This is a genomic window from Nocardia sp. NBC_00508 (genome assembly GCF_036346875.1).
In the GTDB taxonomy this organism is placed as follows: Bacteria; Actinomycetota; Actinomycetes; order Mycobacteriales; family Mycobacteriaceae; genus Nocardia.
Window position 1 is genome coordinate 947,489 of record NZ_CP107852.1, and the last position, 16,953, is coordinate 964,441.

19 protein-coding genes are annotated in these 16,953 nt (G+C 67.5%); 7 read left to right on the plus strand and 12 right to left on the minus strand.

The features are described from left to right. Positions 1-6 precede the first annotated feature (6 nt). From OHA40_RS04090 to OHA40_RS04120, 7 genes are all read right to left on the minus strand, one after another. A complete protein-coding gene (locus OHA40_RS04090) occupies positions 7-975 on the minus strand; it encodes a TIGR03621 family F420-dependent LLM class oxidoreductase (RefSeq protein ID WP_330231735.1) in 969 nt (322 codons plus the stop codon). Further along, positions 972-2,426, minus strand: a complete 1,455-nt coding sequence (locus OHA40_RS04095; RefSeq protein WP_330231736.1) for an amidase — start codon at positions 2,424-2,426, stop codon at positions 972-974. The genes OHA40_RS04090 and OHA40_RS04095 overlap by 4 nt, the downstream gene beginning before the upstream one ends. Then, positions 2,419-3,657 carry an ornithine cyclodeaminase family protein gene (locus OHA40_RS04100; RefSeq protein ID WP_330231737.1) on the minus strand — a complete coding sequence of 413 codons (1,239 nt, stop codon included), beginning with the start codon at positions 3,655-3,657 and terminating at the stop codon, positions 2,419-2,421. The genes OHA40_RS04095 and OHA40_RS04100 overlap by 8 nt, the downstream gene beginning before the upstream one ends. After that, the gene (locus OHA40_RS04105) at positions 3,654-4,922 is read right to left on the minus strand and encodes an aminotransferase class I/II-fold pyridoxal phosphate-dependent enzyme (RefSeq protein WP_330231738.1); all 1,269 of its coding nucleotides are present in this window, start codon (positions 4,920-4,922) and stop codon (positions 3,654-3,656) included. Before OHA40_RS04105 ends, OHA40_RS04100 begins: the two co-directional genes overlap by 4 nt. Positions 4,923-5,025: 103 nt before the next feature. Then, positions 5,026-5,958: a hypothetical protein gene (locus tag OHA40_RS04110; protein ID WP_330231739.1), complete on the minus strand. Its 933-nt coding sequence runs from the start codon at positions 5,956-5,958 to the stop codon at positions 5,026-5,028. A 56-nt stretch (positions 5,959-6,014) separates the two neighbouring features. Then, complete coding sequence (locus OHA40_RS04115) at positions 6,015-6,863, minus strand: HpcH/HpaI aldolase/citrate lyase family protein (RefSeq protein ID WP_330231740.1); 849 nt, start codon at positions 6,861-6,863, stop codon at positions 6,015-6,017. Continuing rightward, a complete protein-coding gene (locus tag OHA40_RS04120) occupies positions 6,860-7,396 on the minus strand; it encodes a MaoC family dehydratase (RefSeq protein WP_330231741.1) in 537 nt (178 codons plus the stop codon). The genes OHA40_RS04115 and OHA40_RS04120 overlap by 4 nt, the downstream gene beginning before the upstream one ends. A gap of 497 nt (positions 7,397-7,893) precedes the next feature. On the opposite strand from OHA40_RS04120, the gene OHA40_RS04125 reads away from it, so the two are divergent. After that, positions 7,894-8,451, plus strand: a complete 558-nt coding sequence (locus tag OHA40_RS04125; protein ID WP_330231742.1) for a helix-turn-helix domain-containing protein — start codon at positions 7,894-7,896, stop codon at positions 8,449-8,451. Next, on the plus strand, positions 8,424-8,984 hold the full coding sequence (locus tag OHA40_RS04130; RefSeq protein ID WP_330231743.1) for a helix-turn-helix domain-containing protein: 561 nt from the start codon (positions 8,424-8,426) through the stop codon (positions 8,982-8,984). The genes OHA40_RS04125 and OHA40_RS04130 overlap by 28 nt, the downstream gene beginning before the upstream one ends. A gap of 28 nt (positions 8,985-9,012) precedes the next feature. On the opposite strand, the gene OHA40_RS04135 is transcribed toward OHA40_RS04130, so the two are convergent. From OHA40_RS04135 to OHA40_RS04155, 5 genes are all read right to left on the minus strand, one after another. After that, positions 9,013-9,240: a hypothetical protein gene (locus tag OHA40_RS04135; protein WP_330231744.1), complete on the minus strand. Its 228-nt coding sequence runs from the start codon at positions 9,238-9,240 to the stop codon at positions 9,013-9,015. A 138-nt stretch (positions 9,241-9,378) separates the two neighbouring features. Further along, positions 9,379-10,182, minus strand: coding sequence for an SDR family oxidoreductase (locus tag OHA40_RS04140; RefSeq protein WP_330231745.1), 804 nt, complete (start codon positions 10,180-10,182; stop codon positions 9,379-9,381). Next, positions 10,179-10,799 (minus strand): TetR family transcriptional regulator, encoded by a 621-nt coding sequence (locus OHA40_RS04145; RefSeq protein WP_330231746.1) that lies wholly within the window; start codon positions 10,797-10,799, stop codon positions 10,179-10,181. Before OHA40_RS04145 ends, OHA40_RS04140 begins: the two co-directional genes overlap by 4 nt. Positions 10,800-10,930: 131 nt before the next feature. Next, positions 10,931-11,407, minus strand: coding sequence for an SRPBCC family protein (locus tag OHA40_RS04150; protein WP_330231747.1), 477 nt, complete (start codon positions 11,405-11,407; stop codon positions 10,931-10,933). A gap of 96 nt (positions 11,408-11,503) precedes the next feature. Continuing rightward, entirely contained in the window at positions 11,504-12,409 is a 906-nt protein-coding gene (locus tag OHA40_RS04155) for a TIGR03620 family F420-dependent LLM class oxidoreductase (RefSeq protein WP_330231748.1), read from the minus strand. A gap of 81 nt (positions 12,410-12,490) precedes the next feature. Between OHA40_RS04155 and OHA40_RS04160 the strand changes: the two genes are divergently transcribed. The 5 genes from OHA40_RS04160 (at position 12,491) to OHA40_RS04180 (ending at position 16,933) form a co-directional block, all read left to right on the plus strand. Then, a complete protein-coding gene (locus OHA40_RS04160) occupies positions 12,491-13,102 on the plus strand; it encodes a TetR/AcrR family transcriptional regulator (protein WP_330231749.1) in 612 nt (203 codons plus the stop codon). An 87-nt stretch (positions 13,103-13,189) separates the two neighbouring features. Next, the gene (fabG, locus tag OHA40_RS04165; RefSeq protein WP_330231750.1) at positions 13,190-13,942 is read left to right on the plus strand and encodes a 3-oxoacyl-ACP reductase FabG; all 753 of its coding nucleotides are present in this window, start codon (positions 13,190-13,192) and stop codon (positions 13,940-13,942) included. A gap of 45 nt (positions 13,943-13,987) precedes the next feature. Further along, positions 13,988-14,851 carry a carbohydrate ABC transporter permease gene (locus OHA40_RS04170; protein ID WP_330231751.1) on the plus strand — a complete coding sequence of 288 codons (864 nt, stop codon included), beginning with the start codon at positions 13,988-13,990 and terminating at the stop codon, positions 14,849-14,851. Beyond that, on the plus strand, positions 14,841-15,662 hold the full coding sequence (locus OHA40_RS04175; RefSeq protein ID WP_330231752.1) for a carbohydrate ABC transporter permease: 822 nt from the start codon (positions 14,841-14,843) through the stop codon (positions 15,660-15,662). The genes OHA40_RS04170 and OHA40_RS04175 overlap by 11 nt, the downstream gene beginning before the upstream one ends. Then, on the plus strand, positions 15,659-16,933 hold the full coding sequence (locus OHA40_RS04180; protein WP_330234034.1) for an extracellular solute-binding protein: 1,275 nt from the start codon (positions 15,659-15,661) through the stop codon (positions 16,931-16,933). The genes OHA40_RS04175 and OHA40_RS04180 overlap by 4 nt, the downstream gene beginning before the upstream one ends. Positions 16,934-16,953 lie beyond the last annotated feature (20 nt).

Here is a 16,953-nt window from a genome sequence, read left to right on the forward strand (position 1 = left end):
TCGCGTTCATTCACCGGCCAACCGCTCGACCAGTTCGGCACACACGTGCGGAGGACCCAGCATGAAATGACTGATACCCAGGCGTTCGCGCAGCGACAGGCACTTGTCGGACAACTGGTCGATCGTGCCGATCCACACGTGCGGGGAGTCCAGATACTCGTCGACGGTCAAGTCCGTGCCAGTGCGAGAACGGATGTCGTCGACCCAGCGCCGAGCTACCGCGAGCGCGTTGTCGGTCACGGTCACGGGCGCGGCGGAAGGATGGGTCGCCGAAGCATAGGTGGACAACTCGAGCCGGTCGAACCGTTCGCCCGCCGACTCGCGAACCCACGCGACTTTCTCGGACGTCGCGGCGAAAGTGATGCTGGAAGGCTCGAAGAAGACACCGCCGCCGCCGACGGGCACGCGGGGAGCCAACCCGACGGTGTCGGCCAGTTCGGCCGCCAACGCCAGCATCTTCCTTCCTCCGCCGCCCAGCAATATCGGCGGCCCCTGCCGTCGAAAGGGTTTGGGCTGACCGTCGTGATCGGTGATCGTGTAATGCTTCCCGGCGAACGAGAACGGCTCGCCGCCGAAGCACCCTTTGAGCACCGTGACAGCTTCGCGCACTCGGGAAACACGGACCCCTACCGGTTCGAACGGAATTCCGGTGGCCACGTATTCGGCTCTGTTCCATCCGGCACCCAGACCGATTTCCAGTCGTCCCTCGGACAACACGTCCAGGGTGGCGAGTTCCTGTGCGATCACCGCAGGATGCCGGAGGTCGACATTCAGCACGTAGGGGCAGACCTGGATGTGCTCTGTGGCCAACGCCGCCGCCGTCAGCAGCGGAATCGGTGCGTGCTGGGCGATCAGATGATCCGGAAAGACGATTGCGTCGAATCCCACCGACTCGGCGAATCGCGCGGTCTCCTGGATGTCCTGCACGCCCACCACACCGGAGGCAGCACGCGCTGCGAAGCGAAACGGTTTCATGCGGGTTCACCCGAGGAATGCGCCACCTCGGTGCGGGGTTCCGGTGGACGCCGGTGGCGCTGTCCGAGTTCGGCCTCCAGCGCGGTCGCCACCCGGAACACGATCGCCTCCTCGAAGGCCCGCCCGATGATGTGCAGGCCGATGGGCAGCCCGTTCGCGGCGAACCCGATCGGCAGCGACAGCGCCGGATGACCGGTGACGTTGAACGGGATGGCCAGCATGTCGTTGACGAACCGGGGCGGCGGCCAGTCGACCGGAAAATCGCTCCACCGGGCGGCGGTGGTCTGGCCGGACGCGAGGACCAGGACGTCGCAGCGGTCGAAGACGATCTCGTCGAGCTGCCGCGTCAGCCACCGCCGGACGTCGTAGGCCCGCAGCAGATCGGCCGCCCCGATCCCGGCGCCGGGCATCATGCGCTGATAGGTGTAGCGCGCGAACGAGTGTGGGTGCCGACGCAGCAGGTCCTCGTAGTTCGCGAACGCCTCCGCGGCGAAGATGACGCGACCGCACCCGTTGAATACGTCGTAGGGCGGCAACGTAACTTCCTCGACGGTCGCGCCGAGCCCGCCGAGCAGGCCGAGCGCCTGCTGGATGCCGGCGAGGATTTCGGGAAACGTCGCCGGGTCGTCCGCGTACCACCCCGGCGCGCTGGCCACACGCAACCCGGCGACGCCGCGGTCGAGCGCTGAGGTGTAGTCCGGCCGCGGGGACTCGGCGGTGCGTGGATCGGCCGGATCCGCCCCCGCGATCACCTGCAACAGCGCGGCCGTGTCACCGACGGTCCAGCTCAGCGTGCCGAAATGGTCCAGAGTCTGCGACAGCGTGCTGGCGCCGTGCCCGGGGACCAGCCCGTACGTCGGTTTGAGGCCCACCACGCCGCAGTGGAACGCCGGGCCTCGGATGGAGCCGGTCGTGTCGGACGCGACCGCGACACGAACCAGACCCGCGCCGACCGCGGCGCCCGCACCCGACGACGAGCCGCTCGGCACATGGGCGTCGCTCCACGGGTTGCGCGCGGGCGGGACGGGTAGTTCGAAGCTCGGGCCGCCGAGCGCGAACTCGAAGGTGGTCAGCTTGCCCAGCCCCACCGCACCCCCGGCACGCAGACGGCTTTCGACCGTGCTGTCCGCATCCGCAACGTGCTCGGCGCACAGCCAGGAGGCATTGGTGGTCGGCACCCCCTCCGCGTCGAAGATGTCCTTCAAGGCGTACGGAATCCCGTGCATCGGACCGTGATCGAGCCCGGCCCGCAGGTCCCGATCGGCGGCGCGGGCACGGTGCAGCGCGGTCTCTTCGGTCACCTGGATGAACGCGTGCAGCGCGGGGTCTAGCCGGGCGATCCGCTCCAGGGCATCAATGGTGAGCTCGACCGAGGTGAGCTCACCCGCCCGGAGCAACTGCCCCGCCTCCGGAACCGACAGCTCGTGCAGCGCCCCGATCCCGTCAGCCATTAGATGTCGCCTTTCCCCTGTCCGCCCCTCCCTGGTGCCGGTCCTGAACCTCCCGCAGCGCCGCGGCCATCTCCCGCAGGCCTCGATATCCGCGCACCACACCGCTTTTCAGGTCCGTGGGCACGTCGATGCCCAGCCTTCGGGTGCAGACGTCGAACTCCGCCTCGATCGCCGCGTCGGACGGAGTCCCGTCGATCGGCGCTCCGTTCCCGCGGACGGAAGCGCCCGCAACCTCGTCGTGTCCGAGGGTGTCCACCGCGAAATCCTCCTTTGCCAGGGTCGATGTACTGGTGACGGACAGCGGTCCGTCCCCGTGCCGGTCTGCCAGATGGGCGCAGGTGATCAAATCCAGGTACGCGCACCCGGTGGAGGCGAAGATCGTCCGCCGACACGCGAACTCGGAGGCATCCGCCGACACCAGGGCATCGAGTTCCAGAGCGCCCGCGTGGCTCGGACCGGCCTCGGCGATCGCCGTGCGCAAGTCCTCGACGATCAGGACGCTGGAGCGGAGCAGCTCGACAGACAGCTCGCGTGACTCGGTGGTGTGCGCGCCCATGCAGTTGACGTGCAGATGAGCAGGCAGATCCACCGCAAGCGGAAGCGGAGACACCGAAGTCGTGGCGGTCGACAGGACATCGACGCCTCGGCTGGCCTCCACAGCGGACGCGCAGACGACGACGTTCACGGTCGCGGCGACCATCGCCGACGCATCGCGGGCGAACGCCGCGGCGCGGCGCGGGTCGCGAGACCAGATGCGGACCTCGGCGAGGTCGCGCACCGCGGACGCGCCGAGCAGCTGCTGGCGGGCCTGGACCCCCGATCCGATGATGCCGAGGACCCGGCTGTCCGGCGCGGCGCAGCGGTCGGTCACCAGAGCCGTCACCGCAGCGCATTTCAGATTGGTGACGGCAGCACCGTCCAGCACACCGAGGAACCGCCCCGTGGAAACGGAGAATATTGGTACAACCGAGGTCACGGTGGCTGCGTGCGACGCTTGCGGTATCCCGTGTCGTTCGGGCGCGGGCATGATCGTCGCGACTTTGTTGATGTAGAGGTCGTGGTCGGGCGACACGGCGGGCATCGAGATGAACTTCGTTCCCGTGGCGTCCTCGACCGTCTCTCGTGGTGGAACCAGCATGCGGCCGACCGCACCGCCGCACAGCGCGTCGCGCATCGACTCGGCAACCGATCGGACCAGCCGCACCGACGAGGCCGCGGTTGCCACCGTCATGTGAACTCTTCCAGGACGTCCTCGAGAACGGTGACGAAGTCCTCCGTCATCGTCTTGGTCATATCGCCGCGCAGCATCATCCGGACACCGGCCCGTCCACGCGCCACAATCGGGAAGAACATCGCCGAACAGTAGTAACCGCGCCGGTACAGCTCGGTGGACAGCCGCACGGCGCGGTCGTTGTCGCCGACGGTGACGAACTTGATGTGCGATCCGGTGCCGCGGACGTCGCGGTCCTTCATCCGCCGGTCGAATATGCCGATGTTCTCCGCCAGCTGACGCTGGCGCGCGCCGAGTTCGGGCGTGTGATGGACGGCGATGCTGCCCCGTGTCGTCCCCACGGCGGCGGTGCGCAGCCCCTGCGACCAGCCCATCGGACCGGTGCGATAAAGGAAGTCGAACTTTCCGGACGAACCGATCATCGCGATGCCGCCTGTGCTGCCGAACGCCTTGGCGAGCGAGGCCACGATCATGGTCCGGTCATCGAGTTCCCGGAACACCGACCGCGCGTACCCCGCACCGTTCGGGCCCTGGGTGGACAGTCCGTGTGAATCGTCGAGGTAGACGTACATCCCATACCGTTCCTGGAGGAACTTGATGCCCGCCAGATCGGCGTGGCCGCCGGTGGAATAGACGCCTTCGCACACATAGGCCACGCGGGGATACTTCTTGCACACGTCCTCGAGAAACTGGATGTCGTTGTGCGGACACGTCAGTACCAGCGCTTCGTCGGCCACGATCGGTTTGACGAAGTTCAGCGAGAAGTGCGCGAACCGATCGAAGACGACGACCAGCGGATCGGTGTCGGTCAGATGCCCCGACGCCAGCAGCGGCAAGACGGCGGCACTCAGCACACCGCAGGAGATCGACGGCACCACGCGCGCGCCGAACAGCTCGGACAGCTCCTCCTCCAGCCGATGCACGACCTCCAACCGAATTCGGCACTCGGCCATGGCCAATCCCGTGACGTTCTCCTCCCGCAGAGCCGCGATGCCGGACTCGATGACGGTCGGGTGATTGTTCAGCCCGAGGTAGGAGCACGACGCCAGATTGAGGAACTCGTGCCCGGTCCGGGTGTCGCGCAACCGGTTCTGGCCCTTCCTGGCGTCGACGCGGATTCCGAGCATTCCGTTGTCCGTGGCGAGCTGCCAGGCCGCCTCACTGGCCGGGACCATTCGCTGGTTGTTCCGGAACCGGTGCGGTCCCATGACGGTGCCGGTGTCGATCGCCCGGTCCGCGTCGACCGCCTTGTCTCTGACGTGCATCTGATTCCCTCTTTCGCGCGCGCCGGGTCGCGGCGGCGTCGTGTGGCGCCGCCGCGACCTCAGTGCGCCTCGGTTCGGCCTCCGGGCTCGTTGTCGATGCTGCTCAGGCGCCGGAAGAGGCCGGGCGCTGAGCAGCACCGACCGGAGTGCCGACGCCCGCGTGGTAGCGATCGTGGTCCGGCGTGTTCGCTTCCGGCGCCTCGACTTCGACCTCCGGCATCGCGAGGCGGTAGTGGGTGTACCAGTTGGTCAGATTCTGCGAGTCGGAGAACTGCAGCTCGATGTGCCGCATCGGGCGCTTGCCCGGTTCGGCCGGGTCGATCAGCCGCGGCGCGGAGCCCGCGTGCGCGAGCCCGCCGGTGACCTCGTTGTTGAGCACGACCATGATCATGTCGTCGGCCAGGTCGGCGTCCACGATGGCCGCGTGTCCGGCCAGGATCTCCTCGGTGTACTCCTGTTTGACCGCGACGTTGTAGCTGTGCGGCATCAACTCGACCAGATCCGCCGGGTCCAGGCCCTTCGTGCGGCAGTACGCACGGGTGTCGCAGATGATCGGCAGACCGCCGATGAGGTTCGTGTTCGGGCCGTAGACGTTCCCGATGAATGTCGTCGCGGAGTCGAAGTGGACGCATTTGGTGGTCAGGAATTCCCGCGACTCGGTGTGAGCGGCGTTCACCGTAAAGCTGACGTTCTTGTTGAACCCGTCCAGATCCACGCTTGCGACCTTCTCATAGCCCATCGCCACCGGGGTATACGCCGCGAGGTCGACCGCCGCCACGAACGATCGGAAGATCTCCTCGAAGTAGTCGCGCACGGCCGCGGCGTGGTCCGGCCGGTGGACGTCCATGCCGTGCTCGGCGAGCAACGCGCTCGCGCCGCCGCAGACGGCCAGACCGGCGCCATCGGCGACCAGGGACACGAGGCGCGCCGTCAGTTCGGCGGGCACGGCGCCGAACCGGCCATCGGTTACCTGTACGTCGTACTCGGAGACGTCGACCATCGCCTGCCGCACAACGTCCGTCATCGAGATGCTCATGGTTATTCCTCCACAGTGTGTGCTGTTATCGGGTGACGCTGTCGCGTTTCGGCGGGTCAGCGGACCGGGCGCGGGTTCCCCTCGTACAGCGCGAGCATGCGCCGCGCCTTCAAGACAAAGGGCGGAGCGACGACGCGGTCCTTGGTGACGGTGAAGCCCGCGTCGTCGGCTTCGTAGTCCTTGATCGTCTGGCGGTAGGAGTCCAGTTCTTCCGGATCGACGGTGAACGTCTCCAGGATCGGGCCGACCTGCCTCGGGTGGATGGCCGCCTTACCGGTGAAACCGCACCGTTTGGCGGCTTCGCACTGGGCGCGGATCGCGTCCGTGTCCCAGAGTTCGAAGGAGTTCCCGTCTACGGCAGGCAGGCCGTAACGAGACGCGGCGGTGCACAGCCTGGCCCGCGCGTGGGCCAGATAGGACTCGTCCGGTGCCCACATCTCCGCCACCAGATCGGCGGGCCCGAAGCAGAGCCCACTGCTCGCTGCGGCGATGTCGAAGGCGTTCTCGACCGCGTCGACCGTCTCGATGATGCTGCCGATCTCGGGGGGATCGGCCAGCCCGGACAGCAGCGAGCGGTAGACCGCGACATCTCGTCCGGTGACGACCTTCGGCACCAGCACCGTCTGCACCGGCAGCCCGCCGATCTCCCCGCCCAGCGCGAGGATGGTCTGGATGTCGAGCAGCCCGTCCGGCGTCTCGATGCTGTTGATTCGCACGGTGACTCCGGCGAGGTCCGTACCCGTCAGGTCGATGTCGCGCAGCCGCGCGCGAGCGGTCGGCTTCGCGTGCGCCGGGACCGAGTCCTCGAGGTCGAGCACCAGCGCGATCGAGTGCTCGGGCACTGTGTCGAGCAACGTGTCGGCTCGGGATGCCGGGACATAGAACATGCACGGGTCGACATTCATGATCCAGCCCCAGGCAGCCGATCTCCGGTCGGATCTCGCATGGACGCGAGGACGGTGCGATCGAACTCGATGACCTGTACACCGTCCTGGTTACGGCCCGTCGTATGGACGGAGACGATGCCTTCTCCCGGCCGGGTGGCAGACGGACGCTTGGCCACGATCGTGGTTTCGGCATACAGCGTGTCCCCCACGAACACCGGCGCGCTGAGCCGGACCTTGTCCCAGCCCAAGTTTGCGACGGCCCGCTGGCTGATGGTCTTGACCGTCATTCCGTTCACGATCCCGAACGTCACCAGGCTGGAGACCAGCAGTTGGTCGAACTGTGTCTCGGCGGCGTAGACCGCGTCGATGTGGAGCGGGTGCTGGTTCAGGCACAGCAGCGAGCTCCAGATGTTGTCCGTGGTCGTGATCGTGCGACCGGGACGGTGTTCGAAGACGTGGCCCACGACGTAATCCTCATAGCGCAGGCCCACTTCCTCGCGAAACCGCCCTGGCTCCAGTTCGATGTAGGCCGGCAGCGTCGGATCCTTCATCTGGCTTCCTCCTCGGCCCCGGTCCCAGACGCCATGGGCCTCGTTGTCGCGCTGTCCCGGCCCGCTGTGGCATGGCGCGGAAAGGGCGCTCCTGGTCGACGGACCGTCATGCAGAGATGTGCTGAATGAGCTCGTTGTCATCGGCGATGGCCGTGGTTGGTGGATCATCCGAATTCCTGTCATAGGAGGAATTTCCTGCCAACACAGGAAGCTACTCACGTGGTTTCCGAGCGTCAAGGCATCTGGTGGTCGGGAATCGGGGCGCAATCACCCGGCGACCCGGCGGTCGCCGACCGGCTCCGGCACGTGATCCCCAGGCGCAAAAGCGGACTCCGCGGCACCGAGCAACTGCTCACGGAGCCGACGATCGCGATTGAGACTCGCGGCGCACCGAGACTGCTCGGGCAGTGCGGCGTGCAACACTATGCACGAGTGCACCTCTAGCAAAGAAGGGGTGACCCTGTAGCTTCGCGGGATAGTTGGTCGAGGAGTACACCATGGATGCGGTCGTGGAAGGAGTGAGTGGAGGACTGCGACACCTGCGCCGCGCGCGAAATATGACGCTGGCGGCACTCGCCGAACGAACCGGTCTCACCGACGGCTACCTCTCCAATGTGGAGAACGGGGTCACCGCACCGAGCCTCAGCACTCTCGCGACCCTCGCGACGGTACTCGGCGCGGACATGTCGGCGTTCTTCCCGCCGACAAGGCATTCGACGGTGCACGTCCACCGTGCGCACGGCGGCAAGCACGCATGGGTGAACAGCAGCAGCGCGGAAACCCACACGATCCTGTCCGCCCGGTCCATCGATCCGAGCTTCACCGGCCTGCTCAGCCGGATCAGCCCGTCGGAATCCGCCACGGGCTACGCGCGTTTCGGTGAACGTCTCCTGGTGGTGCTCGAGGGGGAGATCGAGATGCAGATCGGCGCCAGGAACTTTCGGCTCGCGCCCGGTGAGACCCTGCACTACTCCGCGCATCCCCAGCATCTGCTGAAGGTGACCTCGACCGAACCCGCGGTGATCCTGTGGATCGTGACGCCCTCGGTGCTGTGACCGGACTCGACAAGAACGCACTCGCCGTGCGCGTCGGCGCGCGACTGCGGCAGATACGGCGGGAGCGCGGGTTCACTCTCGCGGTGCTGTCGCAGTTCTGCGGGGTATCGGTGTCGTACCTGTCCGCCGTCGAGAAGGGAATCAACCAGCCTTCGCTGCACACGTTGGCTGCGATCACCGAGGCGCTCGGCGCCAGCATCCCGGAGGTGCTCGTCCACGAGGGACAGGCGCCGATCCGGCAGGCACGGCTGCCCGAGCAGACGCCGGGGACGGTCGACATCTCGCACCCGCAGCTCGATCTGCGCGGCCACGTCGTCACCGCCTTGCCCGGCGAGTACGGCAGGTGCCCGATCGACTTGGACAACCGCACGCTGTTTCTCTATGTCATCGCCGGTACGACCGTCATCCGTGTCGACGGCGCGGAGTACACACTCGACGCAGGAGACGCGCTGGACGCGACGAGACCGCAGGACGTGACCTGGCACAGTGCCGGCGCGTCTACCGTGGTCTGGGCTTCGTGCCCGAGTGCATGACCCCTGCACTACGTCGACCCGGGCTGCGCTACCCGTATGGCTCGATACCGAGGACGTACTCGAGGTCTCTGATACGTTCGGCGACTTCCAGGGAAGCGGTGATGACCAGCCGATTGGCGCCGCCGTCCTGATCCACTCGGGCGTCGGTACTCTCCAGCCACTCGAAGAACCTCCTCCGAATGGCCGTCGGAGTGGCGCTGCCGGCGGTAGCGCCTGGATCCAGAAGGATGAGGTATCTGCGGTGTAGCGCTGACATGGAGCTCCCCTTCGGTCGTCCTGGACGAAGTAGCGAAACCGGCGCCATCCGCCGAGGCGCTGTGCCGCGGAATACCCGCCGAGCAGCGTCGCACGCGCAGCTTTATCGCGGTCCAGGCGCCTCAGCGGCTCGGCACCGTCAGCGGTAGTCGTCCACGTGGTCGATGGCCCACTGGGCGAAGGTGCGGGCGGGGGTGCCGGTCACCGATTCGGCGGTGGGGCCGACCGGGCTCGGGGCGGTTCCGGCTTCGGCCCAGAGGTCCAGCACCGGACGGTAGTAGGACTCGACCGCCTCCTCGTAGCTCAGTTCGATCAGTTCGATCGGCTCGCCGAGGGCCACGGCGATGGCGTCGACCTGCTGCCGGTGCGAGAGGGATTCCGGTCCGGTGAGCGGGTAGATCTTGCCCGCGCGGGCGGGATCGTCGAGTGCTGTGATGGCCGCCGCGGCCAGGTCGGCTTCGTGGATCGGGGTCAGCTGCACGTCCGGGAAGGGCTGGCGGACAACACGTTCGGCTTTGATGCTGGAGAACCAAGCGCGGGCATTGGCCGCGAAGGCGCCCGGCCGCAGGATGGTCAGCGGCAGCCCCGATTCGCGCAGCGGATCTTCTACCGCGAGATGCATTGCGCCGATGGGGTTGTGGTCACCCTCCGTCGCGATGGAGGACAGCAACACGATGTGCGCGACACCGGCGGACTTCGCGGCGTCGATGAAGGTGTCCACGCCCTCGCGCGCAGCGTAGTAGAAGACTTTGTCCACCCCGTCGAGCGCGGCGGCGACCGAGCGCGGATCGGCCGGGTCGAGTCCGACCAGTTCGACACCCGCGGGCGCGGTGGCGAGGTCGGGTTGAGCACTGGCCGCCCGTACCGGCTTTCCGGCGGCGCGCAGCTGATCGACGACAGCGCGACCGACAATGCCGCGGACACCGGTGACGAGGTAGGTCATGAGATCTCTCTTTCGGAACGGGAATCGGTGAGATGGGCGAGAATGCGGCGCAACTGTTCGCCGTAGTGCCGCTCGAAGTCCTCCGACCGCGCATCCATGCCGAACAACTCGCGGACCTGCGCGGACAGCAGCACCGGCACGACGACCATCCCCAGCACCGCGAGACGGAAGGCGGCCGGGTCGAGGTCGGCCGCGATCTCGCCGAGCTCTTGGCGTCGCTCGGTGTCGGCGACATCCTCCGCTGTGATCGGGTGGTCGACGTGCGGGCTCGGATCGGATAGTCCCCGCCACATGAGCAATCGAACGCCGCGCGGGTCGTGCAGCACGTCGCGCAGGTAGTTGGTGACCACCTCCGTCAGCGGCAACGCCGGATCACCGATGGTGGACTCCCGCTCCAGCCAGCGTTGCGGCATCGCCTGGTAAAGGCCTTCTTTGCCGCCGAAGTAGTAGGTGATCAGCTGCTTGTTGACGCCGGCGCGCTCGGCGATGTCGCCGACCCGAGCGCCTGCGTAACCCCGTGCGGCGAACTCCTCCAAGGCGGCCTCCAGCAGGCAGCGTTTGGTGCGTTCGGCATCGCGGACGCGGTTGTCGGGTTCGGGGGCGCGGTGTGCGGGCACAAGCGCACAGTACCCCATAATTTTACAACCGGGTAATTGATTTAGATCAATGGATGACCTGCGGCGAATTCGCCATGCCCGCTTACTGTGTGAACAGCGCCGTTCTTCCAGCTGAGGAGGTCATCGCTGGGTTACCGCTGCGTTGAATCCGCTTGATTTTCAGCGAGTTCGGCGAGGCGGACGATGGAAGCCAATAGTTTGTCGGCAGTGGTTGCGCGGGCGCGAACCTGACGCTTCTCGTCCGTCAGCAGAGTCCAGTCATAGGTGTGGGTGACCCGGGTGCGGCCCTCGCCGACCGGTTCCAGTTCCCAGCGCCACAGGTGGCCGGGCGGCTCTTTTCCCGGTTCGGATGGACGCCAAGCGATGCGGCTGCCCTCCGCGAACTCCACTACGTGGTTCTCGCGCACGGCCCCATTGGTCAGGGTCGTGCTGAACACCTCCCCCACCACCCGCACCCGTTGCCCCGACGCGGCCTCCGACAGGTTGTCGTTGCCGTCCCAGCGTGGCTGCTGGGCCGGATCGGCGATGAGCTCGAAGATTTCTGCCGCGCCCGCGGCGATTTCACGGCTGGCGCTGACGATGCGGGGAACCTCGGTCTGGTCGGTCACGTGCCGATCGAAGCACCGAGCCGACCGCGGAGCAAGCCTTCCGCTCGGGATTGCGCGAATTCACTCGGCATCGACGCCGGCCTTCGCAGCCGAGCGTCACGAAGCGGAACCGATGGCCGCCAACAACTTCCACTGCTGGGCCGGAATGGTGAACGGCTCCTGCGGTAGCGCCTGCAGGCAGACGTGATCGGCACCGGCGGCGAGATGGGCGGCGATTCGTTCGGCCACCTGGTTCTCGCCGATGGTGACCAGGGCGTCGACCAACCTGGCACTGCCGGGTTCGGCCAGATCGGCGTCGGAGAAGCCGAGCCGCTGCCAGCTCGCGCGATACCCCGGGTTGGCGAGGTACGCGCCGACGTGCGCATGGGCCCTCGCGCGGGCGTCGTCGTCATCGGCCCCGACGACAACCGCCTGCTCGACGACCAGCAACCGATCCGGCCCGAGAACGGCGCGGGCCTGCGCGGTGTGCTCGGGAGAGACCAGATAGGTGATGGCGCCGTCCGCCCGAGCGCGGGCGAGGTCCAATGCGCGCGGACCGAGCGCCGCGAGCACCCGAGGCAGCCTGCCCGATTGCGGGAGGCCGAGCTGCGCCTGCAGGCCGTCCGGCGCGTCGAGATCGTCGAGGTAGCCGCGCAATGTCGCCAGCGGCGCGCGGTATTCGAGCCCGAGCACCTCTTCGACCACACGCGGGTTGGAGGTCCCCAGTCCGAACACGAACCGATCCGGGTGCGCATCGAGCACCGCTCGGGCCGAAGCCCGCATCCAGTGCGGATGACGACCGTAGATCACCGCGATACCCGTTCCGACCACCAGCGACCGTGTCGCGGAAAGCAATCCCGCGGCAGTGACGAACGGGTCGTACGCGAGCCCTTCGCTGAGCCATATCGCGCCGAGGCCCAGCTCCTCCAGCTCGGCGGCCGACTCCGCGGCCGCGGACGGCGGCTGCAAATCGAGCCCGTTCACCCAGATGCCCGTGCGTGGCAAGTGCGAGTGCAACCTCATGGACGATCCTCCATCGACTACAATTCGGAATACCGTTCCGAATATATGGAACGGCATTCCGAATATGCAAGGAGTCCGGCTGTGGATCGTGCCGAATCGCTGCCACCAGGCGGTACCCGAGCGGATGCCCGGCGCAGCCGCGCGCGCCTGCTCGCCGCGGCGCGCGCCGCGTTCGCCGAGGGTGGGGTCGAGGTCTCGTTCAACGAGATCGCACGCAGCGCGGGCGTCGGCCCTGCCACGCTGTACCGGCATTTCCCGCGGCGGGAAGACCTCATCGCCGCCGTGGTCGGCGACAGCCTCGCCGAGGTCACTACCCTGGCCGGCGTCCTCGGCGTCGAGGACGATCCGGCCACCGCGCTCCAGCGATGGGTCGCCGAACTCGTCTCGCACATCCATCGCGTGCGCGGGCTCTCCGACGAGATCGTGCGAGCACTCGAGGCGCCCGACAGTGCGCTTGCCCCATACTGCGCCGCGGCCTTGACCGCGGCCGACTCCTTGCTCACCCGTGCCAAGCGAGCGGGGCGCGCACGTCCCGACGTGACCACCGACGACATCATCGAACTGGCCACCGCCATCGCGTGGGCCGACAACCAGTCCGCACCCACCCGCGACACCAGCGAACGTCTGCTGGATCTGCTGTTCCACGGCATCGTCCGCCCGGCGGAGGGCGACCACCCATCTCCTCGGGTCTGAGGCTGGTCGCCAACCAATCCTCGCCACCGCAAGGCGACCCGGTGCGGTATGACTGAACCCGACACCCGATCGACGAAGGGATGGCTCATGGGCGAGCGAGTAGCAGTAGTGTCCGGCGCCGCGCGGGGAATCGGCGCGGCGATCGCCAAGCGCTTGGCGGCGGACGGTCTCCGAGTCGGCGTGCTGGATCTCAACGGGGCCGCCTGCGCGGACACCGTACAAGCGATCACCGCGGCAGGCGGGCGGGCCGTCGCGCTCGGCGCCGACGTGTCGAACGAGGAATCGGTCGCCACTGCCGTCCAGCAGCTGGAGAACGAACTCGGCGCGCCGACCGTGGTGGTCAACAACGCCGGCATCCTGCGCGACAACCTGCTGTTCAAGATGAGCGTCGAGGACTGGGACTCGGTGCTGAACGTGCACCTGCGCGGCTCTTTCCTGCTCACCCGCGCGGTGCAGAAGTACATGGTCGAGCAGCAGTGGGGGCGCATCGTCAATATGTCGAGCACCTCGGCGCTCGGCAACCGCGGCCAGGTCAACTACTCCGCGGCCAAGGCGGGCCTACAGGGCTTCACCAAGACCTTGGCGTTCGAGCTGGGCAAGTTCGGCGTCACCGCCAATGCCATCGCCCCCGGATTCATCGTCACCGACATGACCGCGGCCACCGCCGCCCGCGTCGGCGTCTCCTTCGAGGACTTCCAGAAGGCCGCCGCCGCGCAGATTCCGGTGCAGCGCGTCGGCCGCCCCGAGGACATCGCACACACCGCGTCCTTCCTGGTGAGCGAGGGCGCGGGATTCGTTTCCGGACAGGTGATCTACGTCGCGGGCGGCCCTACCAACTGACCACGCAGCGCGCCCGTCCCCTGGTGGACGGTAGCGTCGCAGGACATGAGACGGCCTGATGCTCGTCGTGCCGTGACGAGTTACGTACTGCTGCTGCCGAGCCTGGTCGGAGTCGGGGCGTTCCTGCTGTTGCCGATCCTGGTGGTCGCCTGGCTCAGTCTGCACAGCTGGAATCTCTTGGGCCCCATGGAGTTCGTGGGGCTGCGGAACTGGCGCTCGGTGCTGGCGGATCCGGCGTTCGGGCATGCCCTGCTGGTGACGTCGGCGTTGACGGCGATCGTCGTGCCGGTGCAGACCGTGCTCGGCTTCGCGGTCGCGGCGCTACTGGCTCGGCGCGGCGCGACGGGTCTGCGGGTGATGTACGCGCTGCCGTGGATGTGTGCGCCGGTGGCGGTGGGTGTCGTGTGGCAATGGATGTTCGCCCCGACCGGCGGTGCGCTGAACGCCGCGCTCGACCGCCGCATCGAATGGCTGTCCGATCCGGCGCTGGCGCTGCCGTCGGTGGCCGCCGTGAGCGTGTGGGCGAATTTCGGGTACGTGGCGCTGTTCTTCGTGGCCGGGATCCGCGCGATTCCGTGCGAGATCCTGGACGCCGGCGCACTGGACGGCGCCACCGGCTGGCGCCGGATCCGGTGGCTGGTGCTGCCGCTGCTGCGGCCGACCATGTTCTTCGTCCTCGTCACCGGCGTGCTGACCGCCTTCCAGACCTTCGACACCGTGTACGCGTTGACCAAGGGCGGGCCGGGCGATCGCACGGATGTGGTTGCGATGCGGATGTTCTCCGAGGCATTCGACGCGGCACGGCCGGGCCGCGCCGCCGTGATGGCGCTCGTGGTGTTCGCGGTGATGGTCGCGATCACGATCGCGCAGCAGCGCTACTTCCGGAAGCGAACCACCTATGAGTTCTGATCGCCTGCGTTCGGTCGCGGCCTACGCGGTGCTGCTGGCCGGGGCGGTGCTGACCGTGGCGCCACTGGTGCTCAGCGCGCTCACCGCGGTGAAGACGCCCGGCCAGTTCGCCACCGGATCGCCGCTGGCCCTGCCGCATCCGGTGACCGCGGACAATGTCCGGACCGTGCTGGACCACGGGCTCGGCCGAGCGGTGCTGGTGACCGCGCTGCTGACGGTGTTCGTCACCGGCGGTCAGCTGATCACCTCGGTGCTGGCGGCGTATGCGTTCGCGCGCACCGACTTTCCCGGCCGGGATGCGCTGTTCTGGGTCTATCTGGGCACCATGATGGTGCCGCCGATGGTGACGCTGATCCCGCTGTATCTGATGTTCGCGAAACTGGGGTGGCTCAATACCTTCTGGGCGCTGGCGCTGCCGTTCGTGTTCGGCTCTCCGTACGCGATCTTTTTGCTGCGCCAGTACTTTCGGGCGATTCCCGAAGAGCTGATCGGCGCGGCGCGGCTCGACGGCGCCAACACCCTGGACGTCATCGTGCACGTGATGGTGCCGATGAGCCGACCGGTGCTGGCGACGCTGACGGTCATCACGATCGTCTCGCAGTGGAACAATTTCATGTGGCCGCTGGTCGCGAGCAGTGGCGAGCGGTGGCAGGTGCTGACCGTCGCGACGGCGAATCTGCAGACCCGGTACAACGCGCAGTGGACCCTGGTGATGGCGGCGACGACCCTGGCCATCGCCCCGCTGGTGGTGCTGTTCGTGATCTTCCAGAAGCAGGTGCTGCGCTCGATCGCATGGACGGGTGGGAAATGAAGACCTCGACCCGCGTGGTGCTCGCGGTGGGGATCGCAATGGTTCTGCTCGTCGCGGCCGTGTTGTGGCTCGGCCGTGGCGGTGACGGGTCCGGCCGCACCGTGATCGGATTGCGGATCTGGGACGAGAAGTTCGTGCCTGTCTACCGCGCCTCGTTGGAGGAGTTCCAGCGCGCGAATCCGGACGTCGAGGTGCGGATCACCGTGGTGCCGTGGTCGTCGTATCAGCAGAAGCTGCGGCTGGACGTGGCAGGCGGCACCGCCGATGACCTGTTCTGGACCACCCTGTACGAGGACTATGCCGATGCCGGACGGCTGATCGACGTCGGGGCGGCACTTGGTCCCGACGCCGCGGCGGCCTGGGACCCGTCGGCGGTCGCGCAGTACACCCGCAACGGAACTCTTTGGGCCGTACCGCAATTCGTCGATGGCGGCACGGCGGTGTACTACAACCGCGACTTGCTCGCGGCGGCACACATCGATCCCGCCGAGCTGAATGCGGTGCAATGGAGCCCCGGTGGCGACGACACCTTCCGCCTGCTACTGCGCCGTCTGGCCGCGGTCGCACCCTGGTCCTACAACGCAGGCCATGACTTCCAGTCCATCGAGCTGCCGTATCTGGGCTCGGCCGGGGCACAGTTCCAGGACGACCGCGATCACTTCGTCTTCGACAGCCCGCAGGGAATCGCGGCGTTCGACTACCTGATCCGGTTGATCGCCGACCGGCTCGCGCCCGCACCCGCCGACACCAACACCAACCCCGATTTCGCGAAGAATGCCTTCTTGCAGGGCAAACTGGCGCTACTCCAGTCAGGGACGTTCACTCTCGCGCAGATCGCCCAGCAGGCCCGCTTCGGGTGGGGCGTCGCGCTGCTGCCGCACGGGCCGTCCGGGCGGGTGAGCACCAACAATGCGGTCGGCGTCGCCGCAAACGCCGCCACCCGGCACTCCGACGCGGTGCAGCGGGTGCTCGCCTGGCTGGGCAGTGGTTCGGGCAACCGGTATCTGGCCGGCGACGGCGCCACCATTCCCGCTGTCGTCTCCGAGCAGCAGGCCTACCGCGACTACTGGGCGAGGAAAGGCGTCGACGTCTCGCCCTTCTTCGACGTGCTGCGTGGACCACGTATCCCTTCCGGCGGCGGCCCTGGCTTTCCCGCCGCGCTTCGTGCCATCGACCCGATCTTCGCCGAGATGTATGCGGGCCGAATTCCGGTGCCCGAGGCCCTGTCCCGTGCCCGCGCCGCAGCCGAAGCCGCCGTCGCGCAGAACTGAGCGTTGCCCGCGCGCGAACA

What these genes read in the sequence shown, in the direction of transcription:
- OHA40_RS04175 (WP_330231752.1), top strand. Translation starts at nt 14,841, where the DNA reads ATGAGTTCTGATCGCCTGCGTTCGGTCGCGGCCTACGCGGTGCTGCTG.
- OHA40_RS04180 (WP_330234034.1), top strand. Translation starts at nt 15,659, where the DNA reads ATGAAGACCTCGACCCGCGTGGTGCTCGCGGTGGGGATCGCAATGGTT.
- OHA40_RS04105 (WP_330231738.1), bottom strand. Translation starts at nt 4,922, where the DNA reads ATGCACGTCAGAGACAAGGCGGTCGACGCGGACCGGGCGATCGACACC.
- OHA40_RS04110 (WP_330231739.1), bottom strand. Translation starts at nt 5,958, where the DNA reads ATGAGCATCTCGATGACGGACGTTGTGCGGCAGGCGATGGTCGACGTC.
- OHA40_RS04135 (WP_330231744.1), bottom strand. Translation starts at nt 9,240, where the DNA reads ATGTCAGCGCTACACCGCAGATACCTCATCCTTCTGGATCCAGGCGCT.
- OHA40_RS04170 (WP_330231751.1), top strand. Translation starts at nt 13,988, where the DNA reads ATGAGACGGCCTGATGCTCGTCGTGCCGTGACGAGTTACGTACTGCTG.
- OHA40_RS04090 (WP_330231735.1), bottom strand. Translation starts at nt 975, where the DNA reads ATGAAACCGTTTCGCTTCGCAGCGCGTGCTGCCTCCGGTGTGGTGGGC.
- OHA40_RS04125 (WP_330231742.1), top strand. Translation starts at nt 7,894, where the DNA reads ATGGATGCGGTCGTGGAAGGAGTGAGTGGAGGACTGCGACACCTGCGC.
- OHA40_RS04140 (WP_330231745.1), bottom strand. Translation starts at nt 10,182, where the DNA reads ATGACCTACCTCGTCACCGGTGTCCGCGGCATTGTCGGTCGCGCTGTC.
- OHA40_RS04115 (WP_330231740.1), bottom strand. Translation starts at nt 6,863, where the DNA reads ATGAATGTCGACCCGTGCATGTTCTATGTCCCGGCATCCCGAGCCGAC.
- OHA40_RS04100 (WP_330231737.1), bottom strand. Translation starts at nt 3,657, where the DNA reads ATGACGGTGGCAACCGCGGCCTCGTCGGTGCGGCTGGTCCGATCGGTT.
- OHA40_RS04095 (WP_330231736.1), bottom strand. Translation starts at nt 2,426, where the DNA reads ATGGCTGACGGGATCGGGGCGCTGCACGAGCTGTCGGTTCCGGAGGCG.
- OHA40_RS04120 (WP_330231741.1), bottom strand. Translation starts at nt 7,396, where the DNA reads ATGAAGGATCCGACGCTGCCGGCCTACATCGAACTGGAGCCAGGGCGG.
- fabG (WP_330231750.1), top strand. Translation starts at nt 13,190, where the DNA reads ATGGGCGAGCGAGTAGCAGTAGTGTCCGGCGCCGCGCGGGGAATCGGC.
- OHA40_RS04155 (WP_330231748.1), bottom strand. Translation starts at nt 12,409, where the DNA reads ATGAGGTTGCACTCGCACTTGCCACGCACGGGCATCTGGGTGAACGGG.